This is a genomic window from Colwellia marinimaniae (assembly GCF_002207865.1).
GTDB lineage: Bacteria > Pseudomonadota > Gammaproteobacteria > Enterobacterales > Alteromonadaceae > Colwellia > Colwellia marinimaniae.
On record NZ_BDQM01000048.1, the window covers coordinates 1 to 17,735 of the forward strand.

General features: G+C 38.9%; 16 protein-coding genes. 9 read left to right on the plus strand and 7 right to left on the minus strand.

Annotation, left to right across the window (positions count from 1 at the left end; all coding sequences use genetic code 11):
* Nucleotides 1–941: 941 nt before the first annotated feature.
* From purD to dusB, 5 genes are all read right to left on the minus strand, one after another.
* Entirely contained in the window at nucleotides 942–2,237 is a 1,296-nt protein-coding gene (gene purD / locus MTCD1_RS17060; protein WP_057179524.1) for a phosphoribosylamine--glycine ligase, read from the minus strand.
* 40 nt (nucleotides 2,238–2,277) lie between these two features.
* Nucleotides 2,278–3,132: a class I SAM-dependent methyltransferase gene (locus MTCD1_RS17065; protein ID WP_057179523.1), complete on the minus strand. Its 855-nt coding sequence runs from the start codon at nucleotides 3,130–3,132 to the stop codon at nucleotides 2,278–2,280.
* Nucleotides 3,133–3,580: 448 nt separating this feature from the next.
* Nucleotides 3,581–5,182: a bifunctional phosphoribosylaminoimidazolecarboxamide formyltransferase/IMP cyclohydrolase gene (purH, locus tag MTCD1_RS17070; protein WP_057179522.1), complete on the minus strand. Its 1,602-nt coding sequence runs from the start codon at nucleotides 5,180–5,182 to the stop codon at nucleotides 3,581–3,583.
* 192 nt (nucleotides 5,183–5,374) lie between these two features.
* Nucleotides 5,375–5,662 (minus strand): DNA-binding transcriptional regulator Fis, encoded by a 288-nt coding sequence (fis, locus tag MTCD1_RS17075; RefSeq protein ID WP_019029596.1) that lies wholly within the window; start codon nucleotides 5,660–5,662, stop codon nucleotides 5,375–5,377.
* Nucleotides 5,663–5,697: 35 nt separating this feature from the next.
* The gene (dusB, locus tag MTCD1_RS17080) at nucleotides 5,698–6,735 is read right to left on the minus strand and encodes a tRNA dihydrouridine synthase DusB (protein WP_057179521.1); all 1,038 of its coding nucleotides are present in this window, start codon (nucleotides 6,733–6,735) and stop codon (nucleotides 5,698–5,700) included.
* A 337-nt stretch (nucleotides 6,736–7,072) separates the two neighbouring features.
* Here dusB and MTCD1_RS21300 point away from each other — a divergent pair, with 337 nt between their 5' ends.
* The 7 genes from MTCD1_RS21300 (at nucleotide 7,073) to MTCD1_RS17110 (ending at nucleotide 13,947) form a co-directional block, all read left to right on the plus strand.
* Nucleotides 7,073–7,219: a hypothetical protein gene (locus MTCD1_RS21300; RefSeq protein ID WP_157447784.1), complete on the plus strand. Its 147-nt coding sequence runs from the start codon at nucleotides 7,073–7,075 to the stop codon at nucleotides 7,217–7,219.
* A 642-nt stretch (nucleotides 7,220–7,861) separates the two neighbouring features.
* Nucleotides 7,862–8,140: a hypothetical protein gene (locus MTCD1_RS17085; protein WP_057179520.1), complete on the plus strand. Its 279-nt coding sequence runs from the start codon at nucleotides 7,862–7,864 to the stop codon at nucleotides 8,138–8,140.
* A gap of 45 nt (nucleotides 8,141–8,185) precedes the next feature.
* Nucleotides 8,186–10,045, plus strand: a complete 1,860-nt coding sequence (locus MTCD1_RS17090; RefSeq protein WP_143760136.1) for a GGDEF domain-containing protein — start codon at nucleotides 8,186–8,188, stop codon at nucleotides 10,043–10,045.
* Nucleotides 10,046–10,129: 84 nt separating this feature from the next.
* Nucleotides 10,130–10,711, plus strand: a complete 582-nt coding sequence (locus MTCD1_RS17095) for a GNAT family N-acetyltransferase (RefSeq protein ID WP_057179518.1) — start codon at nucleotides 10,130–10,132, stop codon at nucleotides 10,709–10,711.
* A 198-nt stretch (nucleotides 10,712–10,909) separates the two neighbouring features.
* Nucleotides 10,910–11,731, plus strand: coding sequence for an SAM-dependent methyltransferase (locus MTCD1_RS17100; protein ID WP_057179517.1), 822 nt, complete (start codon nucleotides 10,910–10,912; stop codon nucleotides 11,729–11,731).
* A 57-nt stretch (nucleotides 11,732–11,788) separates the two neighbouring features.
* Nucleotides 11,789–12,046, plus strand: a complete 258-nt coding sequence (locus tag MTCD1_RS17105) for a hypothetical protein (protein ID WP_057179516.1) — start codon at nucleotides 11,789–11,791, stop codon at nucleotides 12,044–12,046.
* 95 nt (nucleotides 12,047–12,141) lie between these two features.
* Nucleotides 12,142–13,947, plus strand: a complete 1,806-nt coding sequence (locus MTCD1_RS17110) for a GGDEF domain-containing protein (protein WP_057179515.1) — start codon at nucleotides 12,142–12,144, stop codon at nucleotides 13,945–13,947.
* 119 nt (nucleotides 13,948–14,066) lie between these two features.
* Here MTCD1_RS17110 and prmA read toward each other — a convergent pair whose 3' ends face one another.
* Nucleotides 14,067–14,948: a 50S ribosomal protein L11 methyltransferase gene (gene prmA, locus MTCD1_RS17115; protein ID WP_057179514.1), complete on the minus strand. Its 882-nt coding sequence runs from the start codon at nucleotides 14,946–14,948 to the stop codon at nucleotides 14,067–14,069.
* A gap of 171 nt (nucleotides 14,949–15,119) precedes the next feature.
* Here prmA and MTCD1_RS17120 point away from each other — a divergent pair, with 171 nt between their 5' ends.
* Both MTCD1_RS17120 and MTCD1_RS17125 read left to right on the plus strand, forming a co-directional pair.
* Nucleotides 15,120–15,611, plus strand: coding sequence for a putative 4-hydroxy-4-methyl-2-oxoglutarate aldolase (locus MTCD1_RS17120; protein ID WP_057179513.1), 492 nt, complete (start codon nucleotides 15,120–15,122; stop codon nucleotides 15,609–15,611).
* Nucleotides 15,612–15,728: 117 nt separating this feature from the next.
* Nucleotides 15,729–16,697, plus strand: coding sequence for an NAD(P)-dependent oxidoreductase (locus tag MTCD1_RS17125; protein ID WP_057179512.1), 969 nt, complete (start codon nucleotides 15,729–15,731; stop codon nucleotides 16,695–16,697).
* 140 nt (nucleotides 16,698–16,837) lie between these two features.
* Here the strand turns inward: MTCD1_RS17125 and MTCD1_RS17130 are convergent, their stop codons facing one another.
* The gene (locus tag MTCD1_RS17130; RefSeq protein ID WP_057179511.1) at nucleotides 16,838–17,653 is read right to left on the minus strand and encodes a PEP-CTERM sorting domain-containing protein; all 816 of its coding nucleotides are present in this window, start codon (nucleotides 17,651–17,653) and stop codon (nucleotides 16,838–16,840) included.
* Nucleotides 17,654–17,735 lie beyond the last annotated feature (82 nt).

Sequence of the window (17,735 nt, forward strand, 5' to 3'; positions counted from 1 at the left end):
GTGTTAAGCCTGCCGCCAGCGTTCAATCTGAGCCATGATCAAACTCTTCAATTAAAAATCGTTTGTGTAACCTCATCGCAAGCGATGTGTTACTGCTCAATGAATTCTGTCGTTTCTTTTAAAAGTAATGCGTGAATACTTTCGTTAAAAAATAAGCCCGCCTACAAGTAAAAGAAGCATTACATAGTCGCTACCTATCTCGCTAGAAATAAGTAACTTATATTTATTTGCATGAACATCATTCATTAAGCGTTTTTGTTCTCCCCGAAAGGAAAACTATGTAAAACAACATTAATGTGAGTGCCCACACAAATTGCATGATAACTAATTGTTAAAGAAAAGAGGTCTTAGTCGCATTCGCTAAGTACCTTCGCTCCTTGCTAACGTTGCCGTTTGCCCGAAGCAGGATGCGCATTGTACGCCTCCGAGTTTTGATGTCAACGTTTATTTTAATTAAAAGTTAAGTATTTTAAAACACTTTAAAACGTAGCTTAAGTTAGCTGATTTACCTTAAAAGGAAGTAGATAACTTATCAAAACAGCTCTTTGGGTTACCCCTTGGAACTTGATGCGCATTTTAGAGACTTTTCATTTTTGATCAAGGGTTATTTTCACCTTTCCGCCCGTTCGCGTATTTATTATACATATCGCTTTCATATTGGTCTATAAAGCACGATCACATAGGATCCTTGGTCATTTTTTTACACAAGGCTCAATTTTGACAAGGCTTTTAACCTAGCACTTAGTGCAACTAAAGCGGCTGATATAGTGCAGTCATAAGCTTACTTTCTAGCAAATAATGAAAAAACCGACACTAAGGTCGGTTTTTGTATAGTTAACTAGATGATCACAGGTTAAATGAGTAGTAAGATCATTGAGATGATCTTTCCCTCTTACCCTCTTACCCTCTCTACGATTACACTAGCTGTGTTCTAGTTTTAGTTAAGTACTTTCTTGTTCACGGGCAATAGCGCGGTAAGCGATATCTGTCCTAAACTCTACACCTTGCCAGCTAATTTGGTGCAATAGTTCATAAGCGGTTTGTTGCGCCTCGGTTACTGTATTACCTAATGCGGTTGCACAGAGTACACGGCCGCCATTAGTAACTACCTCACCTTGCTCATTAAGCTTAGTACCGGCATGGAATATTTTTGCTGAGACATTATTGTTAGCATCTAAGCCTGAAATCACATCACCTTTAGGGTAACTCGCTGGATAACTTTGTGCGGCAAGCACCACACCGACGGCAGCACGACTATCAAAGTCGATGGTTACTTTATCTAATTCACCACGGGTAGCGGCTAAACATAGCTCAACTAAATCTGATTGTAAGCGCATCATGATAGGTTGCGTTTCAGGATCACCAAAACGGCAGTTATATTCAATGACGTTTGGCGTGCCATCGCTTGCTATCATTAAGCCTGCATATAAGAAACCACTGTAAGGTGCGCCCTCGGCTGCCATACCTGCAACCGTTGGCATAATAACTTCGGCCATAATACGATCATGGATTTCAGGAGTTACCACTGCTGCGGGAGAATATGCACCCATACCGCCAGTGTTTGGACCTAAGTCACCATTTAAGGCACGTTTATGATCTTGGCTTGTTGCCATTGGTAAAACATTCTTACCATCAACCATGACGATAAAGCTTGCTTCTTCACCTTCAAGAAACTCTTCAATCACTACGCGATGACCCGCATCACCAAAAGCATTACCCGCTAACATATCGGTAATAGCGTCTTCTGCTTCTTTAACGGTAAGGGCAACTATAACGCCTTTTCCTGCGGCTAAACCATCGGCTTTAACAACAATGGGTGCGCCCTGGGCACGAACATAAGCAAGTGCTGGTTCAACTTCAGTGAATTTTTCATAGCTACCTGAAGGGATATTATTACGAGCTAGGAAGTCTTTAGTAAATGACTTTGAACCTTCAAGCTGAGCGGCTTTGGCACTTGGACCAAAAATAGCTAAACCTTGCGCTTGGAAAGCATCAACAACGCCATCAACAAGGGGTTGTTCAGGACCAACAATAGTTAAGGCAACGTCTTCACTTTGAGCAAAAGCAACCAAGGCAGCATTGTCACTAATATCGATAGCAACATTTTCTAACTTTGCTTCGCTTGCTGTACCAGCATTACCTGGGGCAACAAACACTTTGCTAACCTGACTTGATTGAGCCGCTTTCCATGCTAGTGCATGTTCACGACCACCGCCGCCAATAACTAAGATTTTCATATGTTTTTCCTATTTATTTTCTTATGCGCTAAACCAACACTTACTTTGCTGGTTTAACAAATTTTAAAGTCATGCGATCGCTTTCGCCAATCGCTAAATATTTTGCTCTGTCTTTTTCGCCCAATGCTAATGAAGGCGGTAACGTCCAGACTGTATATTGCGCTAAATCTTTTGGGTTAGCGTTAATCTCACTCGACGCGACAAATCTAAAACCAGCAGCTTTAGCTTGCTTGATTGTTTTTGCTTCTGAAACATAGCCTCCTGCTTTTTCGGCATCAGCGCCCGCTGGTAATCTGTGCTCAACCACACCTAAAACGCCACCTGGCTTCAACGCATTAAAAGCATCTTTAAATACTTGCTCAACACCGGCATCTTTCCAGTTATGTAGATTTCTAAAGGTTAAGATAAGATCGGCAGTACCTTGTGGTGCTAATTCACTTTCTTGACGTGGGGTAAAGTCGGTTAAAACCACTTCACTAAAAACCACGTCTGAAGCTAATTTTTTCACTAATTTTTTACGTGAATTACTATAGTAGTCATCTTCACCCGTGTCTGGGTAATGGGCACCGTATAATTTACCCGTGCCTTTTAACGCCGGCGCTAATATTTCTGTGTACCAGCCGCCACCTGGGGTAATTTCAACGACAGTCATGGTTGGGGTAAAACCGAAAAAATTTAACGTTTCAATAGGGTGACGATATTGATCACGCGCTTTGTTTTTAGCGGTACGATGATCACCAGCAACTGCGTTTGCAAGTGCCTTTGAAGAAACGCTATTGTTGGCATTAGCTTCATGGGCATGAGTGTCATGCGCAGTTGCAGATAAACTTATTGCACTGCAGCTTAAGGTTACTGCAATAGCGATTGATTTAAGCGCGTTAGTTTTAATTGTCATAACTATGGTCCTTGAAAGAATTATTAGTATTTAAGTCGATATATCTCATATAACGATTAAGGTATTAATTAACGGCAATATTTATAACAGATATCATACCAATTACACTAATTAAGAATTCATTGTCAAATGCTCTAAAAATTCAATAACGTCGTTGCTTTCAATCCTAATAGCCAGCTATTAGTCAACCAAGCGCCTTGTTACTGAACTTTTACCCTCATTGAAAACTGTAACCTTAATTAATTTAAGTGGTATTAAACAAATAAGCAGCGTTGATTTTAATGTAAGTAAATAAATCAACACTGCTTTCTTTCATACTAAATCATCGAACCTAAATGAAGTTCCTTTAAGCTGCTCTGTTCAATTTCAAGAAAAAAGCACGGAGCTGACGAATGTCAGTGAGTACTTTTGACGCCTAAATTGGACTTAGCAGCGACAAGGAGCAATTTTAGTGGCGGAAGTGACGCATTCCGGTGAATACCATGGCGATGTTATGCTCGTCTGCTGCGGCAATAACTTCGTTATCACGCATAGAGCCACCTGGCTGAATTACTGCTGTAATGCCTGCTTCAGCGGCTGCATCTAAACCATCACGGAATGGGAAGAATGCATCTGATGCCATTACAGAGCCTTTAACTTCTAGGTTTTCATCTGCAGCTTTAATACCAGCAACTTTCGCTGAGTATACACGGCTCATTTGGCCTGCGCCGACACCAATAGTCATGCTGTTTTTAACATATACGATGGCGTTAGATTTAACGTATTTTGCTACTTTCCAGCAAAATTGTAGATCACGCATTTCGTCTGCTGTTGGTTTACGTTTAGTAACGACTTTTAACTCGTCACTCGTTACGCTGCCGTGGTCAGTATCTTGTACTAATAAACCGCCATTAACGCGTTTAAAATCAAAACCAGTCGATTTGCTATGCCACTGGCCACATTCTAATAAACGTAAGTTCGGCTTAGCAGCTACAATTTTTGCTGCAGCCGCAGAAATGCTTGGCGCGATAATTACTTCTACGAATTGACGAGAAACAATGGCTTCAGCTGTATCAGCATCTAATTCGCGGTTAAAAGCGATAATGCCACCAAACGCTGAAGTAGGGTCAGTTTTATAAGCACCTTCATAAGCCGCTAGAATATTATCACCAATAGCAACACCACAAGGGTTAGCATGTTTAACGATTACACAAGCTGGTTCATCAAATTCTTTAACACACTCTAACGCGGCATCAGTATCAGCAATGTTGTTATAAGATAATGCTTTGCCTTGTAATTGAGTCGCAGTAGAAATGGAGCCTTCTCCTGGGTTAGCTTCTTTATAAAAAGCAGCCTCTTGATGCGAGTTTTCACCGTAACGTAAATCTTGTGTTTTAATAAACTGGCTATTAAAAGTACGTGGGAATTTCACTTTATTTTCAAAGGAAGCAGTAGAGTCTTTCTCGCCGTACGCGGGTAACATTTTACCAAAGTAGTTAGCAATCATACCGTCATAACTAGCGGTATGCTCATAAGCAGCAATCGCTAAATCAAAACGTGTTTTATAGGTTAGTGAATCATTGTTGTTATCTAATTCAGTTAATACACGGTCGTAATCATGTGCGTTAACAACAATAGTCACGTCTTTATGGTTCTTTGCCGCAGCACGAACCATAGTTGGGCCGCCAATATCAATATTTTCAATAGCATTTTCTAATGAACAGTTTTCATCACTTACTGCATTAGCAAATGGGTATAAGTTAACCACAACCATATCAATTGCGCTGATATTGTTTTCTGCCATTACCGCTTCATCAATACCACGACGGGCTAAGATGCCGCCATGTATCTTAGGATGTAATGTTTTAACACGACCATCCATAATTTCTGGGTGACCGGTGTAGTCAGACACTTCAGTTACCTTGATGCCGTTTTCAGCCAATAATTTTGCGGTACCGCCAGTAGAAAGAAGATCAACACCTTTCTCACTTAAGCGACGAGCAAATTCAACAATTCCCGTTTTATCAGAAACACTTAATAGTGCGCGTTTAATTGGACGTGGAGTATCCATTTCTTTATTTACCTTTTTAGTTGTAACTTACTGCTAACTTTGTGCCGACATGCCGTTAACTTGCGAGGTTACATGATTATTTAAAGTGATGTAGAGTGATTTAAAACCATTCCGTTAAAGAGAGAACGCCTTTATGTGGACTGGTATAAACATAAAAAGCACCCTAGGGTGCTTTTCAATATAAATTCGATATTAGTTCATACCGTATTTTTTAAGTTTCTTGCGTAACGTGCCGCGATTGATGCCAAGTAAGTTGGCAGCGCGTGTTTGGTTACCGCGAGTGTACATCATAACTTCTTCTAACATTGGCGCTTCAATTTCGCTCAATACAAGGTCATACATATCATCAACATCGTTACCATTTAATTGTGATAAGTAGTTACTAATTGCGATTTTAGCTTGGCTACGTAATGGAGACGTTTTAGTTTGTGTTTGAATATCGCCAGTGATAAATGGAGAAGAAATATTTTGTTCGAACATATGATATAACTCTTTCTTTTGTTAATAAAATAAAACTACGACAACTTGTACTGCTCCCTGGAAGGAGCAGTAACAAAATCATCAAAAAATTTGCCTAACGTCGCCAATTGTTCATCGGTAGACGCTAAAGCATTAAAAATAGCTCTAAACGCTTTGCCTTGGTCAGAATTAAACGCTGTACTGAAACCATCGGAGGTCTCAACCAGATTATGTATATACCAAGAGACGTGTTTTCGGGCAATCATCACACCTTTGAAATCGCCGTAAAACTGATGTAACTCCATAACGTGAGCCAATACTATTGAACGTACTTCGTCCAATGTAGGTGCAAGCATTTTATTGCCCGTTGCCAAGAAATGATTAATTTCTCGAAAAATCCACGGACGACCCTGTGCACCACGGCCAATCATTATGGCATCTGCACCCGTATAGCTTAAAACCTGTAGCGCCTTTTCAGGTGAAGTAATATCACCATTTGCCACTACCGGAATTGAAATAGCCGCTTTTATTGCTTTAATGGTGTCGTATTCCGCATTGCCTTTATAAAAGTCATTACGGGTACGGCCATGCACTGCGAGTGATGCTATACCACTATTTTCAGCAATTTTAGCTATTTCAATACCATTACGAGACTCTTCACACCATCCTGTGCGAATTTTTAGCGTAACCGGAATATCTACCGCTTTTACCACAGCCTGAACAATACGCTCAACCAGTGCTGGTTCTTTTAATAAAGCAGAACCCGCTAATTTCTTATTTACCTTTTTTGCTGGGCAGCCCATATTGATATCAATAATTTGTGCGCCGTTATCAGCATTAACCTTGGCGGCAAAAGCTAATTCATCAGGACAACTTCCGGCAATTTGTACACTGCGGATTCCTGCGGCATCACTATGCAACATTCTCAATTTAGACTTTTCGGTATGCCACACTTTCGGATTTGACGAAAGCATTTCAGAAACCGCTAAAGCCGCACCCAATTGACAACATAATTGTCGAAAAGGTTGATCGGTTATTCCTGCCATAGGAGCAAGTATTACCTGCGAATTAAGTTGATATGTGCCTATTTTCATACTGCTGTTTTTTTAAGCTACCTTACAAAAGGGCGCTAAGTTTACACGGCTTTATTTCAATTGAAAAGCATAGAATTTGAACAATATTTGATTATTTTTACCTTTTTGATATTGACATTTATTAAAGCATTAATGTGAGCGTAAATCGTACAATTTACTCACAAATTTGTTGACAAATACACCAAAAAAAGACAAAGCCAAATATGGCGAAACTTAGCTCGAATAACGCCTGCAACTGTGGCAGAGTAAAATAACACCACTTGGCAAACTAATTGCTAAAGCAATAATAATTATAAATATAATGACAAAGACCCTAAATACTATTTTAAGAATGCCAATGAGCAATGTATTTGGCAAAGGTGACTACAGTGTTACTTTACACCTTGGCAGTGAAAAATCGCCGGTAAATCTGTTACTCGACACCGGTAGCAGTACCCTAGTGGTAAAAGCTCCGCTTACCCAGAAAATCTTGATAAAAAGTTAACGGCTAGCAGCGCAGTTCAAGAAGTTAACTACGGTGTTGGCCGCTGGAATGGCCCGTTTATTTATACCAGTATCAATATTCATGGACATTGCCATGAATCTGAACACCCGCAAGACATAGCAAAAAGTCAGAGCATGAAACTAACGAATACACCCGTAGCCTTAGTTCATTCAGCAAAGTAAAGTAAAACATTTGCTGATGCCAATGGCATTTTAGGGCTGGCTTATCACCAGCTAAATAAAAGCTTTGATTTTAGCGACTACTTCACTGAGCATAATATTACTCCTGCGTTAAGTTACCCATAGTCTTTCAACCAAGCGCAAAGTGAAGACTTAGCCAGTTTTAAGAAACTAATGTGGCAATATCCAGAAAAGGACATTACGCCCTACTTCACCTTATTAGCAGAGCAGCAACTGAGCGCTAATAAGTTTGCCTTACATAGTAAACGCTCGGCGATACATAAAAGTTAAAGTAATATCGCAGCTTGCCGATTAAACATTGTTAGTAAAATCAAGGCTAATCATTCCATCTACCCCTTAAACCTGCTAATTTAGCAGCCAAGGTAATGGATTAAAAATAGTTAATTTTATCAATTAACACCTTAAACAGGTTTCACAAAAACAATAAAATGGAGTAAGCAGTATGAGTAAGGTAATAAACGTATTAGCAACGATGGCGAATGATGCAAGCTTAATAACTAATAAAGAAATAACAGCACTATTAGCAAACACCGATATTTCAAATGAACAAAAACAAGCAATATTAGCACTGGACAGTGAACGCCTAGCTGAAACTATTACTGACTTCCCTGTATCTATGTGTTCAATCGTAGTTGCCCCTGAAGACAATGAGCAGGAAAATCAAGAAGAAACTAATAATGATGAAGCTAAAAATCATCTTAACTGCGCCGTTAATGGCTAATAAGACTAAATTGTAAAATTAGCCAGCTAAAGGAATAGTGCTGCTGTGAATTCAAATTCAATTGAAAGTAATAAATATAAGCGACTTCACATTAAAGGAGTACTATTGTTATGGCTAGTCACTTGCTGCAATTTAGCTAGTGGCCAACAAGAAAACTTACCCAATCCTGTTCTTTCAGAACAACTAATCCTAACTCATCAGGATGATATTTCAGCGACACTTAAACTTGCCGATGAAATAAGACGTTTTCAACCATTAAAATTCCAGCAATTAATGCAAAACCTGTCGATAAAAGACGACTTCACTATAGAACAGCAGCATTTATTTAATTTTTTAAAAGGTTATGGCTATACTTTCAGAGGTGAACTTGATAAAGCAGAAAAGCAATTTAAAAGCATCCTGGCGTCCGATGCTAGCCAGCTAACTAAGTTTCGCGCCAGTTACACCTTAGTACATGTGTATGCTGTCAAAAAAATGTGGTATGAGGGCTTAGAACTAGTTGCCACAAATATTAAGACATCGACATCAATAGAAAATAGTGACTATTATCAGGCGTACTTAATTACTACCATTATTTTTTATAAAAATATGAAGCAATATGATCTCTCCTTACATTATATCAAAGAGTTATCAGCACAAATTTTATCACCAAAACTTGACTGTATATCAAAACAATTAGCCCTTGAAGTAAAGTTTTATTTAAATGAACTAAAAAGTAGTGATCCTGATACAGCTATTGCAATCAATAGCTGTAAAAAAACGAATGATATTATGGTCACCAGTATTATTCGTGTTTATCAAGCAAAAGCCTATTTAGCTGAACAAGATGTAAATGGCGCACTCGATAGCCTATTACCCTATATGCAAGAACTAGACAGTAGCTATTACCCTGAATTAATTACCGGGGTAAACAACACTCTAGCACAAGCTTACTGGCAAGCTAATGATATAGCTAGCAGTAAGCATTATGCAGAAAAAGCACTGTTATCCAATAAAAACAACAATAATGTTAACCAAGCCACTAGAACATACCAACTACTTTACCAAATAGCAAAAACAGAAAACAATCCCAGTTCTGCGCTGAACTTTCACGAAAAATATGCCGAGTTAGAAAGACTGTATTCAGATGACATAAAAACTAAAAACTTAGCTTTTCAGTTAGCTAAAAATAAGAACCTGGTACAACAGAATAAAATAGATTTATTAAATGAGAAAAACAATGTACTTGCTGCTGAACAAGCATTAGCTGAAACGAAAATAGCAAACAGACATTTAGTCTTGGTGTTATTAACCTTCATTATTGTCGCGCTAGTCTTATTTGCCTTACGCTTTTGGCGCACACATAAACGGGTGAAAGAACTGGCAGAGTGGGATTCACTAACGGGTATTTTTAATCGTGGTCACTATACTCAGGTAACTAATAGCGCGTTAAAGTATTGCAAAAATGCTCAGCAAGATTTGAGTTTGATCATGTTCGATTTAGACTACTTCAAAAAAGTTAACGATTGTTTTGGTCATGCTTGTGGTGATTGGGCATTAAAAGCAGTGACAAAAGCGTGTAAAAGTATCGGGAGAAAAAATGATATTTTTGCCCGTATAGGTGGTGAAGAATTTTGCATCGTATTACCTAGCTGTAATATTGATGTGGCTATGCTTAGGGCTGAAGCTTGTCGCGCTGCTATTGAAGATATAATTACGGATGCGTCTGGTTGTGAGTTTACCATTACCGCCAGCTTTGGTGTTACTGATGTTAAGCGCTCTGGTTTTGATTTAGACAAGCTATTGGCTGATGCTGACTTTGCTGCCTATGCCTCAAAAAATTCAGGTCGTAATAGGGTCACTCTTTTTGAGGTGCCGGCAAATGAAGCAGAAGAAAAATTAGATAGCTCATGGAGCTATAGCTAAGCCACTAACAACTAACTGCTAACTGCTACTTATCTACCACAATCAGTTTTAGCAATTTCAGCAATTTTATTTATTAAGAATTTCATGCATAGTTTTACCACTGAACGGTTATTAATCAGGCCATTAATAACCGCAGACGAAAGTTTTTATTGTTATCAATACACAGATAAAAAAATGATGCGTATTATTGGCGAGCCGCTAACACAAAAACAAGCGAGTGCGGCTTTTCATCGTGCCTTAAAAGCCAACAAGCTAGATAAAAATACGGTACGCACTTGGGCAATTATTGATAACAAAAGCAATGAAATAATAGGTACACAAGCATTTTCTTGGTTAGCCGCAAGACAAGCCACTAAAGCAAGCAGTGCAACTATTGAACAAGTTGAAATTGGCATTATGTTAGCCACTAAAGCCAATGGAAAATTGTTACCTGAAGAAGCCGTTGCCGCGATAATGGAATACGGATTTAAACAACTTAATATTAATAGAATCAATGCTTTTTATCGGAACAAAAATAGAGCTACGCAACGTATATTGAAAAAAATCGGCTATGTCTACGAAGCTAGTTTACAAGATACCACCACAGATTATGGTTATCAGTATTTTGATCAAGATCAGTGGCAAAGTAAGATTATTACGCACACATCCGCCGCTATAACCAGCTAATAGAATGCAATGCTCTATTAGTTAAGTTTACAGATAAAAACAAGTCGATTTAGTCACATACTGATTGCTCCCTATGCTTAGTTCTGCTAATTTAGTTACAAAATAGCTACAAGTGTAAAACTTTACTTTTTGCTAGTTTACAAGTCGTTATCAAACAGTTCTCAAGACAAATTTAATAATAACTAAAAGGAATTTATTATGTCAGGTAGTTTAGTCTGTGTGGGTACTGGCATGACTTTAGGCGCGCATATTAGCCCTATCGCTAGAAGCCATATCGAACAAGCCGACATAGTATTCTCACTGATGGCTAATGGTTTTGCGCAAAAGTGGCTAGAAGAAATCAATACGGATGTCCGCTGCCTGCAACGCTTCTACCAGGAAGGCAAAAATCGCAATATAACCTACAACGAAATGGTCGAGGCTATTCTAAGCCAGGTGCGCGACGGTAAAAAAGTTGTTGCCGCCTTTTATGGCCACCCCGGTGTATTTGCCTGTGTTAGTCATAGAGCCATTAAAAAAGCCAAATTAGAAGAGTTACCTGCGACCATGGAACCTGGTATTTCTGCTGAAGATTGTCTTTATGCTGATTTAGCTATAGATCCGGGAAAGACTGGCTGCATTCATTATGAAACCAGTCAGTTTATGTTCTATAAACGTAACATTGATACCGCTGCACATTTAATTTTATGGCAGGTCGCCCTTGCTGGCGATAAGTCTTTAGGTAAGTTCTCTACGGGGAAAGCTTATCGTCAGGTATTAGTTGATCTACTGCTTGAGCATTATCCAGCAGATCATCAAGTTATCTTATATCAAGCTAAGGGCATTGCCATTGATGCCATGCGTGAGGACAAAATTTCCTTAACCGACCTTGTTGATGCTGAACTATTTATGCATACCACCTTGGTAATTCCACCGTGCAGAAAAATGCAGCCTAACGAGGCAATACTAGCGAAGTTAGCTGCAATAGATAAAAAAGAAGATCGTATAAAAAATGGTCCTGAATTAACGCTGGTGTTATAAGCGAGCAAAGAAAAACGGTAAATACATTAATAATTAAATAACATGGAGGTAAGTAGTATGAATAAGGTAATTGAGGTATTAATACAAATGGCCAGTGACTCTTCACTAAGTAATGATCGTGCACTAACGAGTATGTTAGTTACTACCGATCTCACTGAATCTCAAGTTTTTGCCATTAGCAGTAAAAACATCGAACGTTTAGCTGAGACAATATATGATTTACCCATGATTAAATGTGTGCCATTGATGGTCCCAGAAGATGGTAATGAGATGGAAATTTTCACTTGCATCAAGACATTCGCAACTAACGTTTAAAATACAATAAGCTAAACATGAAAAACATCTGCATTTTAAAGGAACTAAAAGACAGTTGTCTCTCAAAGAGGTGGCCCATACTCCTATGGATATCTATGACCACTTTAGCTTGGGTTATACCAAGTAAAGTGGTCGCATCGACAACCTTTCAACCAAATACAATAACATCTCAGCAATCATTGAGAGTAACGTCTAAAGAGATATCAGATAAGCTTTTATTAGCGGATAGAAATAGACGCGATGACCCACTGGTATACAAAAAATTATTGCTCGAGTTGTCGCAGATAAAAGATTCATTTAATGTTGAGCAAGGTTATTATTATCAATTTCTTCAAGGGTACTTAGCAACTTACCGTGGTGAATATGATCTAGCAGATAATCTATTAACAGAATTATTAACATCTAGTGCAAATAACCTGCTTAGGTTTAGAGCTAACTACACGTTAATAAACGTTGCCGCAGCAAAAAAGGACTGGTCTGACGGTTTAAGGCATATTGCTTTAAATAAAGAAATGCTCTCTTTAATTAAAGATGAGGAGCATTATCAAGTAAGTATCCTTACGACCATGATGTTTTACAACCAAATCCAACAGTATAATTTAGTCCTTAACGATGTTGCTTTAATTAAACGAGAAAACTTATCCCTGCAACATAATTGCTTTGTCGAGCAGTTATCACTTGAAGCAAGGATGAACCTTCAACAAGCAAAACCGGATGATGAAAGTATTGATGCCGCTCTAAGCATATGCATCAATGCTGAGAATAAGGTATATACCAATATTATTCGTGTATATAGAGCAAAATTATACTTAAAGGCGCTTAAAGCTGACAAAGCCCTTATGACCTTATTGCCCCACTACGATGAAATCAACGCAACACTCTATCCTATGTTAACAGTTAGTATGCATAACATATTAGCTAATAGTTACTTTAAATTAGATAACTTACTTGATGCAAAAAAGTACGCATTAGAAGCAGTGAAAGCCAATAAGTACATCAATGCTTTTCAGAATACTGACAGCTACAGGCTTCTTTATCTTATTGCTAAGCAAGAAAAAAATATCGATTTAGCATTGAGCTATCATGAGAAATTTAGTGAAGCAGAAACAGAGCGCTTAGAAGGTGAGAAATCTAAGTATTTGGCATTCAAACTGGCTGAGTTGCAAGCTTTTGAACATGAAAAGCAAATTAAATTACTCAATAAAGAAAATGATTTTTTGGCTGCTGAAAAAGTATTGTCAAATACTAAAGTAGCCAATATTCAGCTAATTATAACGGTAATGACTTTGATCATTATTATGTTAACCCTTGGTGGCGCGCGTTTATGGCAATCTCATAAACGGGTCAAAGTACTGTCTGAGTATGATGAACTAACCGGTATCTATAACCGTAGACACTTTACCCAACTAGCCGTGAGTACATTAAAATATTGTAAAACGGCTCAACAAGATTTAAGCCTAATAATGTTCGACTTAGATCATTTCAAAAAAATTAATGATACTTTTGGCCATATCTGTGGCGATTGGGCACTCAAAGAAACGATTAGAGTGTGTAAAACTATCGGCCGTACAAATGATGTTTTTGCTCGCCTAGGCGGAGAAGAGTTTTGTATTTTATTACCAAGTTGTAATATTGAAGCCGCGGTGCGACTCGCCGAAGCTTGTAGGGCTGCCATTGAAAACACCATTACCGAAGAGTCTGGTAATAATTTTAGCATTACCGCCAGCTTTGGTGTTACCGATGTAAAAAGATCGGGCTTTAATTTAGAAAAATTATTAGCTGATGCCGATTTTGCTACTTATGACTCTAAACACTCGGGTCGAAATAGAGTCACTATATATGAACCCGAAACGCCAGAAATAAGTGAATCATTAGAGGGTTCATGGCGTGTTGCTTCTTAAGCTGAGTCCTGTAACATGCATCTTGAATGGTAACGGGTATCTAAGAAAGCCCTGGCTCACCGACAATAAAAATCGGGGATGACACTTGAGGAATAACACTTCGCGGCTGATTCTAAAGCTTACTTACGTTGTCCGTTTAAACGAACCCATTCTTCTTGTACGCTAATTGGCGCCATGTCACACCACTGGCCGTAAATTTCTTGTAGTGTTTGTGCTTGCTCTTCTAAGACACCTGATAACGCTAATAAACCTTTATCACCAACGAATTCAATGATAGTAGGCGCTAACTCGCGCAATGGTCCAGCGAGAATATTTGCCACGACGACGTCGGCTTTAAATTTAGGCTGATCTTTAGGTAGATATAATTCAAGTCTATCGGAAACATTGTTACGCTCCGCATTGGCAAGACTTGCTTGTAGTGCTTGTGGATCGATATCAATAGCAATAACTTTCTTGGCACCTAATTTTAGGGCCGCTATTGATAAAATACCTGAGCCACAACCAAAATCAACCACGGTTTTATCTTGAAGGTCTAAGCCATCTAACCAAGTTAAACATAATGCTGTGGTTGGGTGTGTACCTGTACCAAAAGCCAGGCCTGGGTCTAACATAACATTTACCGCGTCAGGGTCTGGCACGTCGCGCCAGCTAGGACAAATCCATAGACGCTGGCCGAATTTCATTGGGTGGAAGTTGTCCATCCATTCACGTTCCCAGTCTTTGTCTTCTAATTGTTCTAGCTTGTATTGCATTTGCTCTTTATCAGGGTGAATACCTTGCAAGTAATGGATAACTTTGTCCATATCATGACTAGCTTCAAATAAGCCCATAACGACGGTATTCGACCAGTAGATAACCTCATCACCGGGTAGTGGTTCATATATGGGTGTGTCTTTGGCATCGAGAAAAGTAACGGCTTGTGAGCCACAGGCTGTGAGCCAGTCACTGTATTTTTCGGCATTATCTTCGTTGGCACTTAATCTAAGTTGTATCCAAGGCATCTGATATTCTCTACTGGTATTTGGTGTTTGCTGCTACTTGTTATACTTGCCTTTGTCGTTAGTGCAAAGAGTAGATATAATTGGTAAATAGTAGCCATAAATAAGCTTGATGCTAGTTTATCATTCATTACTGCTAGAGTAGGCATAATAAATGATAAAACGGAAATTACCATGCTGGATTTACTGCCTGATCTCTTTGATCAATACCCTGAACAACTTTCCCTCGTACAGGTACCCTTTAATGATTACGGTAAAAACATTATTTTTTCTGGCGAAATAGTCACCGTTGCTTGCTTTGAAGATAATTCCAAAGTGAAAGAGCTATTAGCGACCGATGGTACCGGTAAGGTATTAGTAGTTGATGGTAAAGGCAGTATGAAGCGGGCGCTATTAGGCGATATGATTGCAGAGAATGCGGTTAAAAATAATTGGCAGGCTGTGGTTATCAATGGCTGTATTCGTGATGCGGGCACTATTGCCACTTTAGCGATTGCGGTAAAAGCCCTTGGTTGTAATCCAATAAAAACAGAAAAGTTAGGTGTCGGTGACATTAACATTGTCGTAAATTTTGCTGGTATTGACTTTATTCCTGGCTGGACTATTTATGGCGATACCAATGGTTTAGCGGTTAGTGAAGCAAGGTTAACATTAGGTGAGCTATAGCCGTTCTAACACCTAACTATCAACAATGAAAAGGTCAACTTAATTCAGATTAAGGTTTTCTGTTTATTGCTATGTTAATGTGGGCAGATAAAGAGATGTAATTGAGTTGGTTAGTAGATGAAGTATTTTCCCGTTTTTCTTGATGGCAGTAAAATTAATGCCATGGTGGTTGGTGGTGGCGATGTGGCCGCCCGTAAAATTGAATTACTGTTAAAAACCACCACAAAAATCACCATAATGTCAGCCAGCGTTACTGATGGCGTGGCACGTTTGATTAGCGAAAATCAACTCACCTGGTTAAAACATAACTATCAAGCCGGTTTATTAGACGGCATTACTTTGATAATAGCCGCCACGGATAATAAAACAGTCAATGAAAGTGTTTATCATGAAGCGGTAGCATTTAACATTCTGGCCAATGTGGTTGATCAACCAGCCCTATGCACTTATATCACGCCAGCTATTATTGATCGTTCCCCTATGATTATTGCCTTATCAAGCTCAGGTAGCGCTCCTATTCTCATACGCATGTTACGCGAGCAAATAGAGAAAACTCTACCGCAGGGTTATGGTCGTCTGGCTGATTTTTCGTTAAAATTTCGTGACCATGTCAAAGCCCGTATTAAAGGTATACGCAATCGCCGCACCTTTTGGGAAAACACCTTGCGTGGTGCAATCGGGCAAAATTTACTGGATGGTAACCAACACAAAGCTGAGCAGCAGTTAATTGCCAGCTTGAAAGAAAAAATTGCGCCTCCGGCTGGCGCAATAATTTTTATCCATACCAAAGCTGGTAACCCCGATGATTTAACCTTAAACGCTCACCGCGCTTTACAGTTTGCTGATGCTGTTTTTTATGACGATGCGGTAAATATAGAGTTGATTGAATATGTGCGCCGTGATGCAGAAAAGTATCCGCAAAGTATCAGCTCAACTATATTAGTAAATTACCAACATGCGTTAGAGCTTGCTCAGCAAGGCCAACAAGTTATTTACTTACTGGCAGGTAATGAAGAGTTGCCTAGTAATGCGGCTTTAATTACTAGTGGCATTAGCACTCGCGCCATCGTCAGTGGCGGCAGTTAGTTGATATCAGAGTTAGTAGTTGCGCAAACATCAACAATACTGTCAGAATTTTTTACATAATAATAATGCAGTATTACAGCAAATAAAAAAGCCTTCATAGTTGAAGGCTTTTTGGCTTAACAGTATATTAATTTGAATATTTAAACTCTTTTATTACCTACTCTAATAGCTAAAGCAATTAACCCTAAAGCAAAAACAGCTAGCGTTCCAGGTTCTGGGATTGACGATCCACTAAAATTAGCAGTACCATAAGCGACTAATTGACCAGGTATTGGTTGTGTTGTTGGAAATTTAGTAAAGCCTGAAGTAAAGGTAATATCTGTCATGGTACCATTAGGTAGAGCAAGAGGTGAATTCGGCATTAAAGTAGTATCTATATTTCCAGCAGCCAAACCACCCAAGCCACCACCAACAACATCCAGTGCGCCTTGTCCTGTAAGCGCGACTGACCCTAAAATCCCCTTAAAGGTAGTTTCAGTGTCTTCCATAATATGTCCGACTAAGCTAAGCCATAGTGCATTAGTACCGCCATCATCACCAGTGTTAGCAAAAGTTAATAAACTAGCCGTGGCGTCTGAAGCATCCGGTGTAAAATCGACCCAAAACTTCATCCAGCCTCCTTCGTATTCATTTTCAGCATCAATAATATTACCAACATCATCAACATCAGAAATTGTATAACCACCAAAGTGAAAGGTTAATTCACAGCCAGGGCATAAATCTGTAGGACTTAAACCCATTATCTCACTATCTCTGCCATTTAGCGTGGTAACTCGACCAAAACCACTTATTTCTTTTGTTATTAAATCCAGCTCTTGATAAATAACCCCTGCACCACCATAGAAATCATCAACATGATCCGGATCCCAGACAACACCACCAACATTAATCAGACCAGCCGAAGCAGAAAAACTTGTTAGTACCATGACCGCAATAGCCAGAGCTCTTTTTATCATTCTCATTATACCATTTTGATTAAATTTGTGATCTAATTGATTTTATTTTTCAAACGTCCAGAACAGTAATTATGACCACACT

Bases quoted from the DNA above. Each gene is read 5' to 3' on its own strand.
- purD (WP_057179524.1), bottom strand. From the start codon at position 2,237: ATGAAAATCTTAGTTATTGGCGGCGGTGGTCGTGAACATGCACTAGCA.
- MTCD1_RS17065 (WP_057179523.1), bottom strand. From the start codon at position 3,132: ATGACAATTAAAACTAACGCGCTTAAATCAATCGCTATTGCAGTAACC.
- purH (WP_057179522.1), bottom strand. From the start codon at position 5,182: ATGGATACTCCACGTCCAATTAAACGCGCACTATTAAGTGTTTCTGAT.
- fis (WP_019029596.1), bottom strand. From the start codon at position 5,662: ATGTTCGAACAAAATATTTCTTCTCCATTTATCACTGGCGATATTCAA.
- dusB (WP_057179521.1), bottom strand. From the start codon at position 6,735: ATGAAAATAGGCACATATCAACTTAATTCGCAGGTAATACTTGCTCCT.
- MTCD1_RS21300 (WP_157447784.1), top strand. From the start codon at position 7,073: ATGAGCAATGTATTTGGCAAAGGTGACTACAGTGTTACTTTACACCTT.
- MTCD1_RS17085 (WP_057179520.1), top strand. From the start codon at position 7,862: ATGAGTAAGGTAATAAACGTATTAGCAACGATGGCGAATGATGCAAGC.
- MTCD1_RS17095 (WP_057179518.1), top strand. From the start codon at position 10,130: ATGCATAGTTTTACCACTGAACGGTTATTAATCAGGCCATTAATAACC.
- MTCD1_RS17100 (WP_057179517.1), top strand. From the start codon at position 10,910: ATGTCAGGTAGTTTAGTCTGTGTGGGTACTGGCATGACTTTAGGCGCG.
- MTCD1_RS17105 (WP_057179516.1), top strand. From the start codon at position 11,789: ATGAATAAGGTAATTGAGGTATTAATACAAATGGCCAGTGACTCTTCA.
- MTCD1_RS17110 (WP_057179515.1), top strand. From the start codon at position 12,142: ATGACCACTTTAGCTTGGGTTATACCAAGTAAAGTGGTCGCATCGACA.
- prmA (WP_057179514.1), bottom strand. From the start codon at position 14,948: ATGCCTTGGATACAACTTAGATTAAGTGCCAACGAAGATAATGCCGAA.
- MTCD1_RS17120 (WP_057179513.1), top strand. From the start codon at position 15,120: ATGCTGGATTTACTGCCTGATCTCTTTGATCAATACCCTGAACAACTT.
- MTCD1_RS17125 (WP_057179512.1), top strand. From the start codon at position 15,729: ATGAAGTATTTTCCCGTTTTTCTTGATGGCAGTAAAATTAATGCCATG.
- MTCD1_RS17130 (WP_057179511.1), bottom strand. From the start codon at position 17,653: ATGATAAAAAGAGCTCTGGCTATTGCGGTCATGGTACTAACAAGTTTT.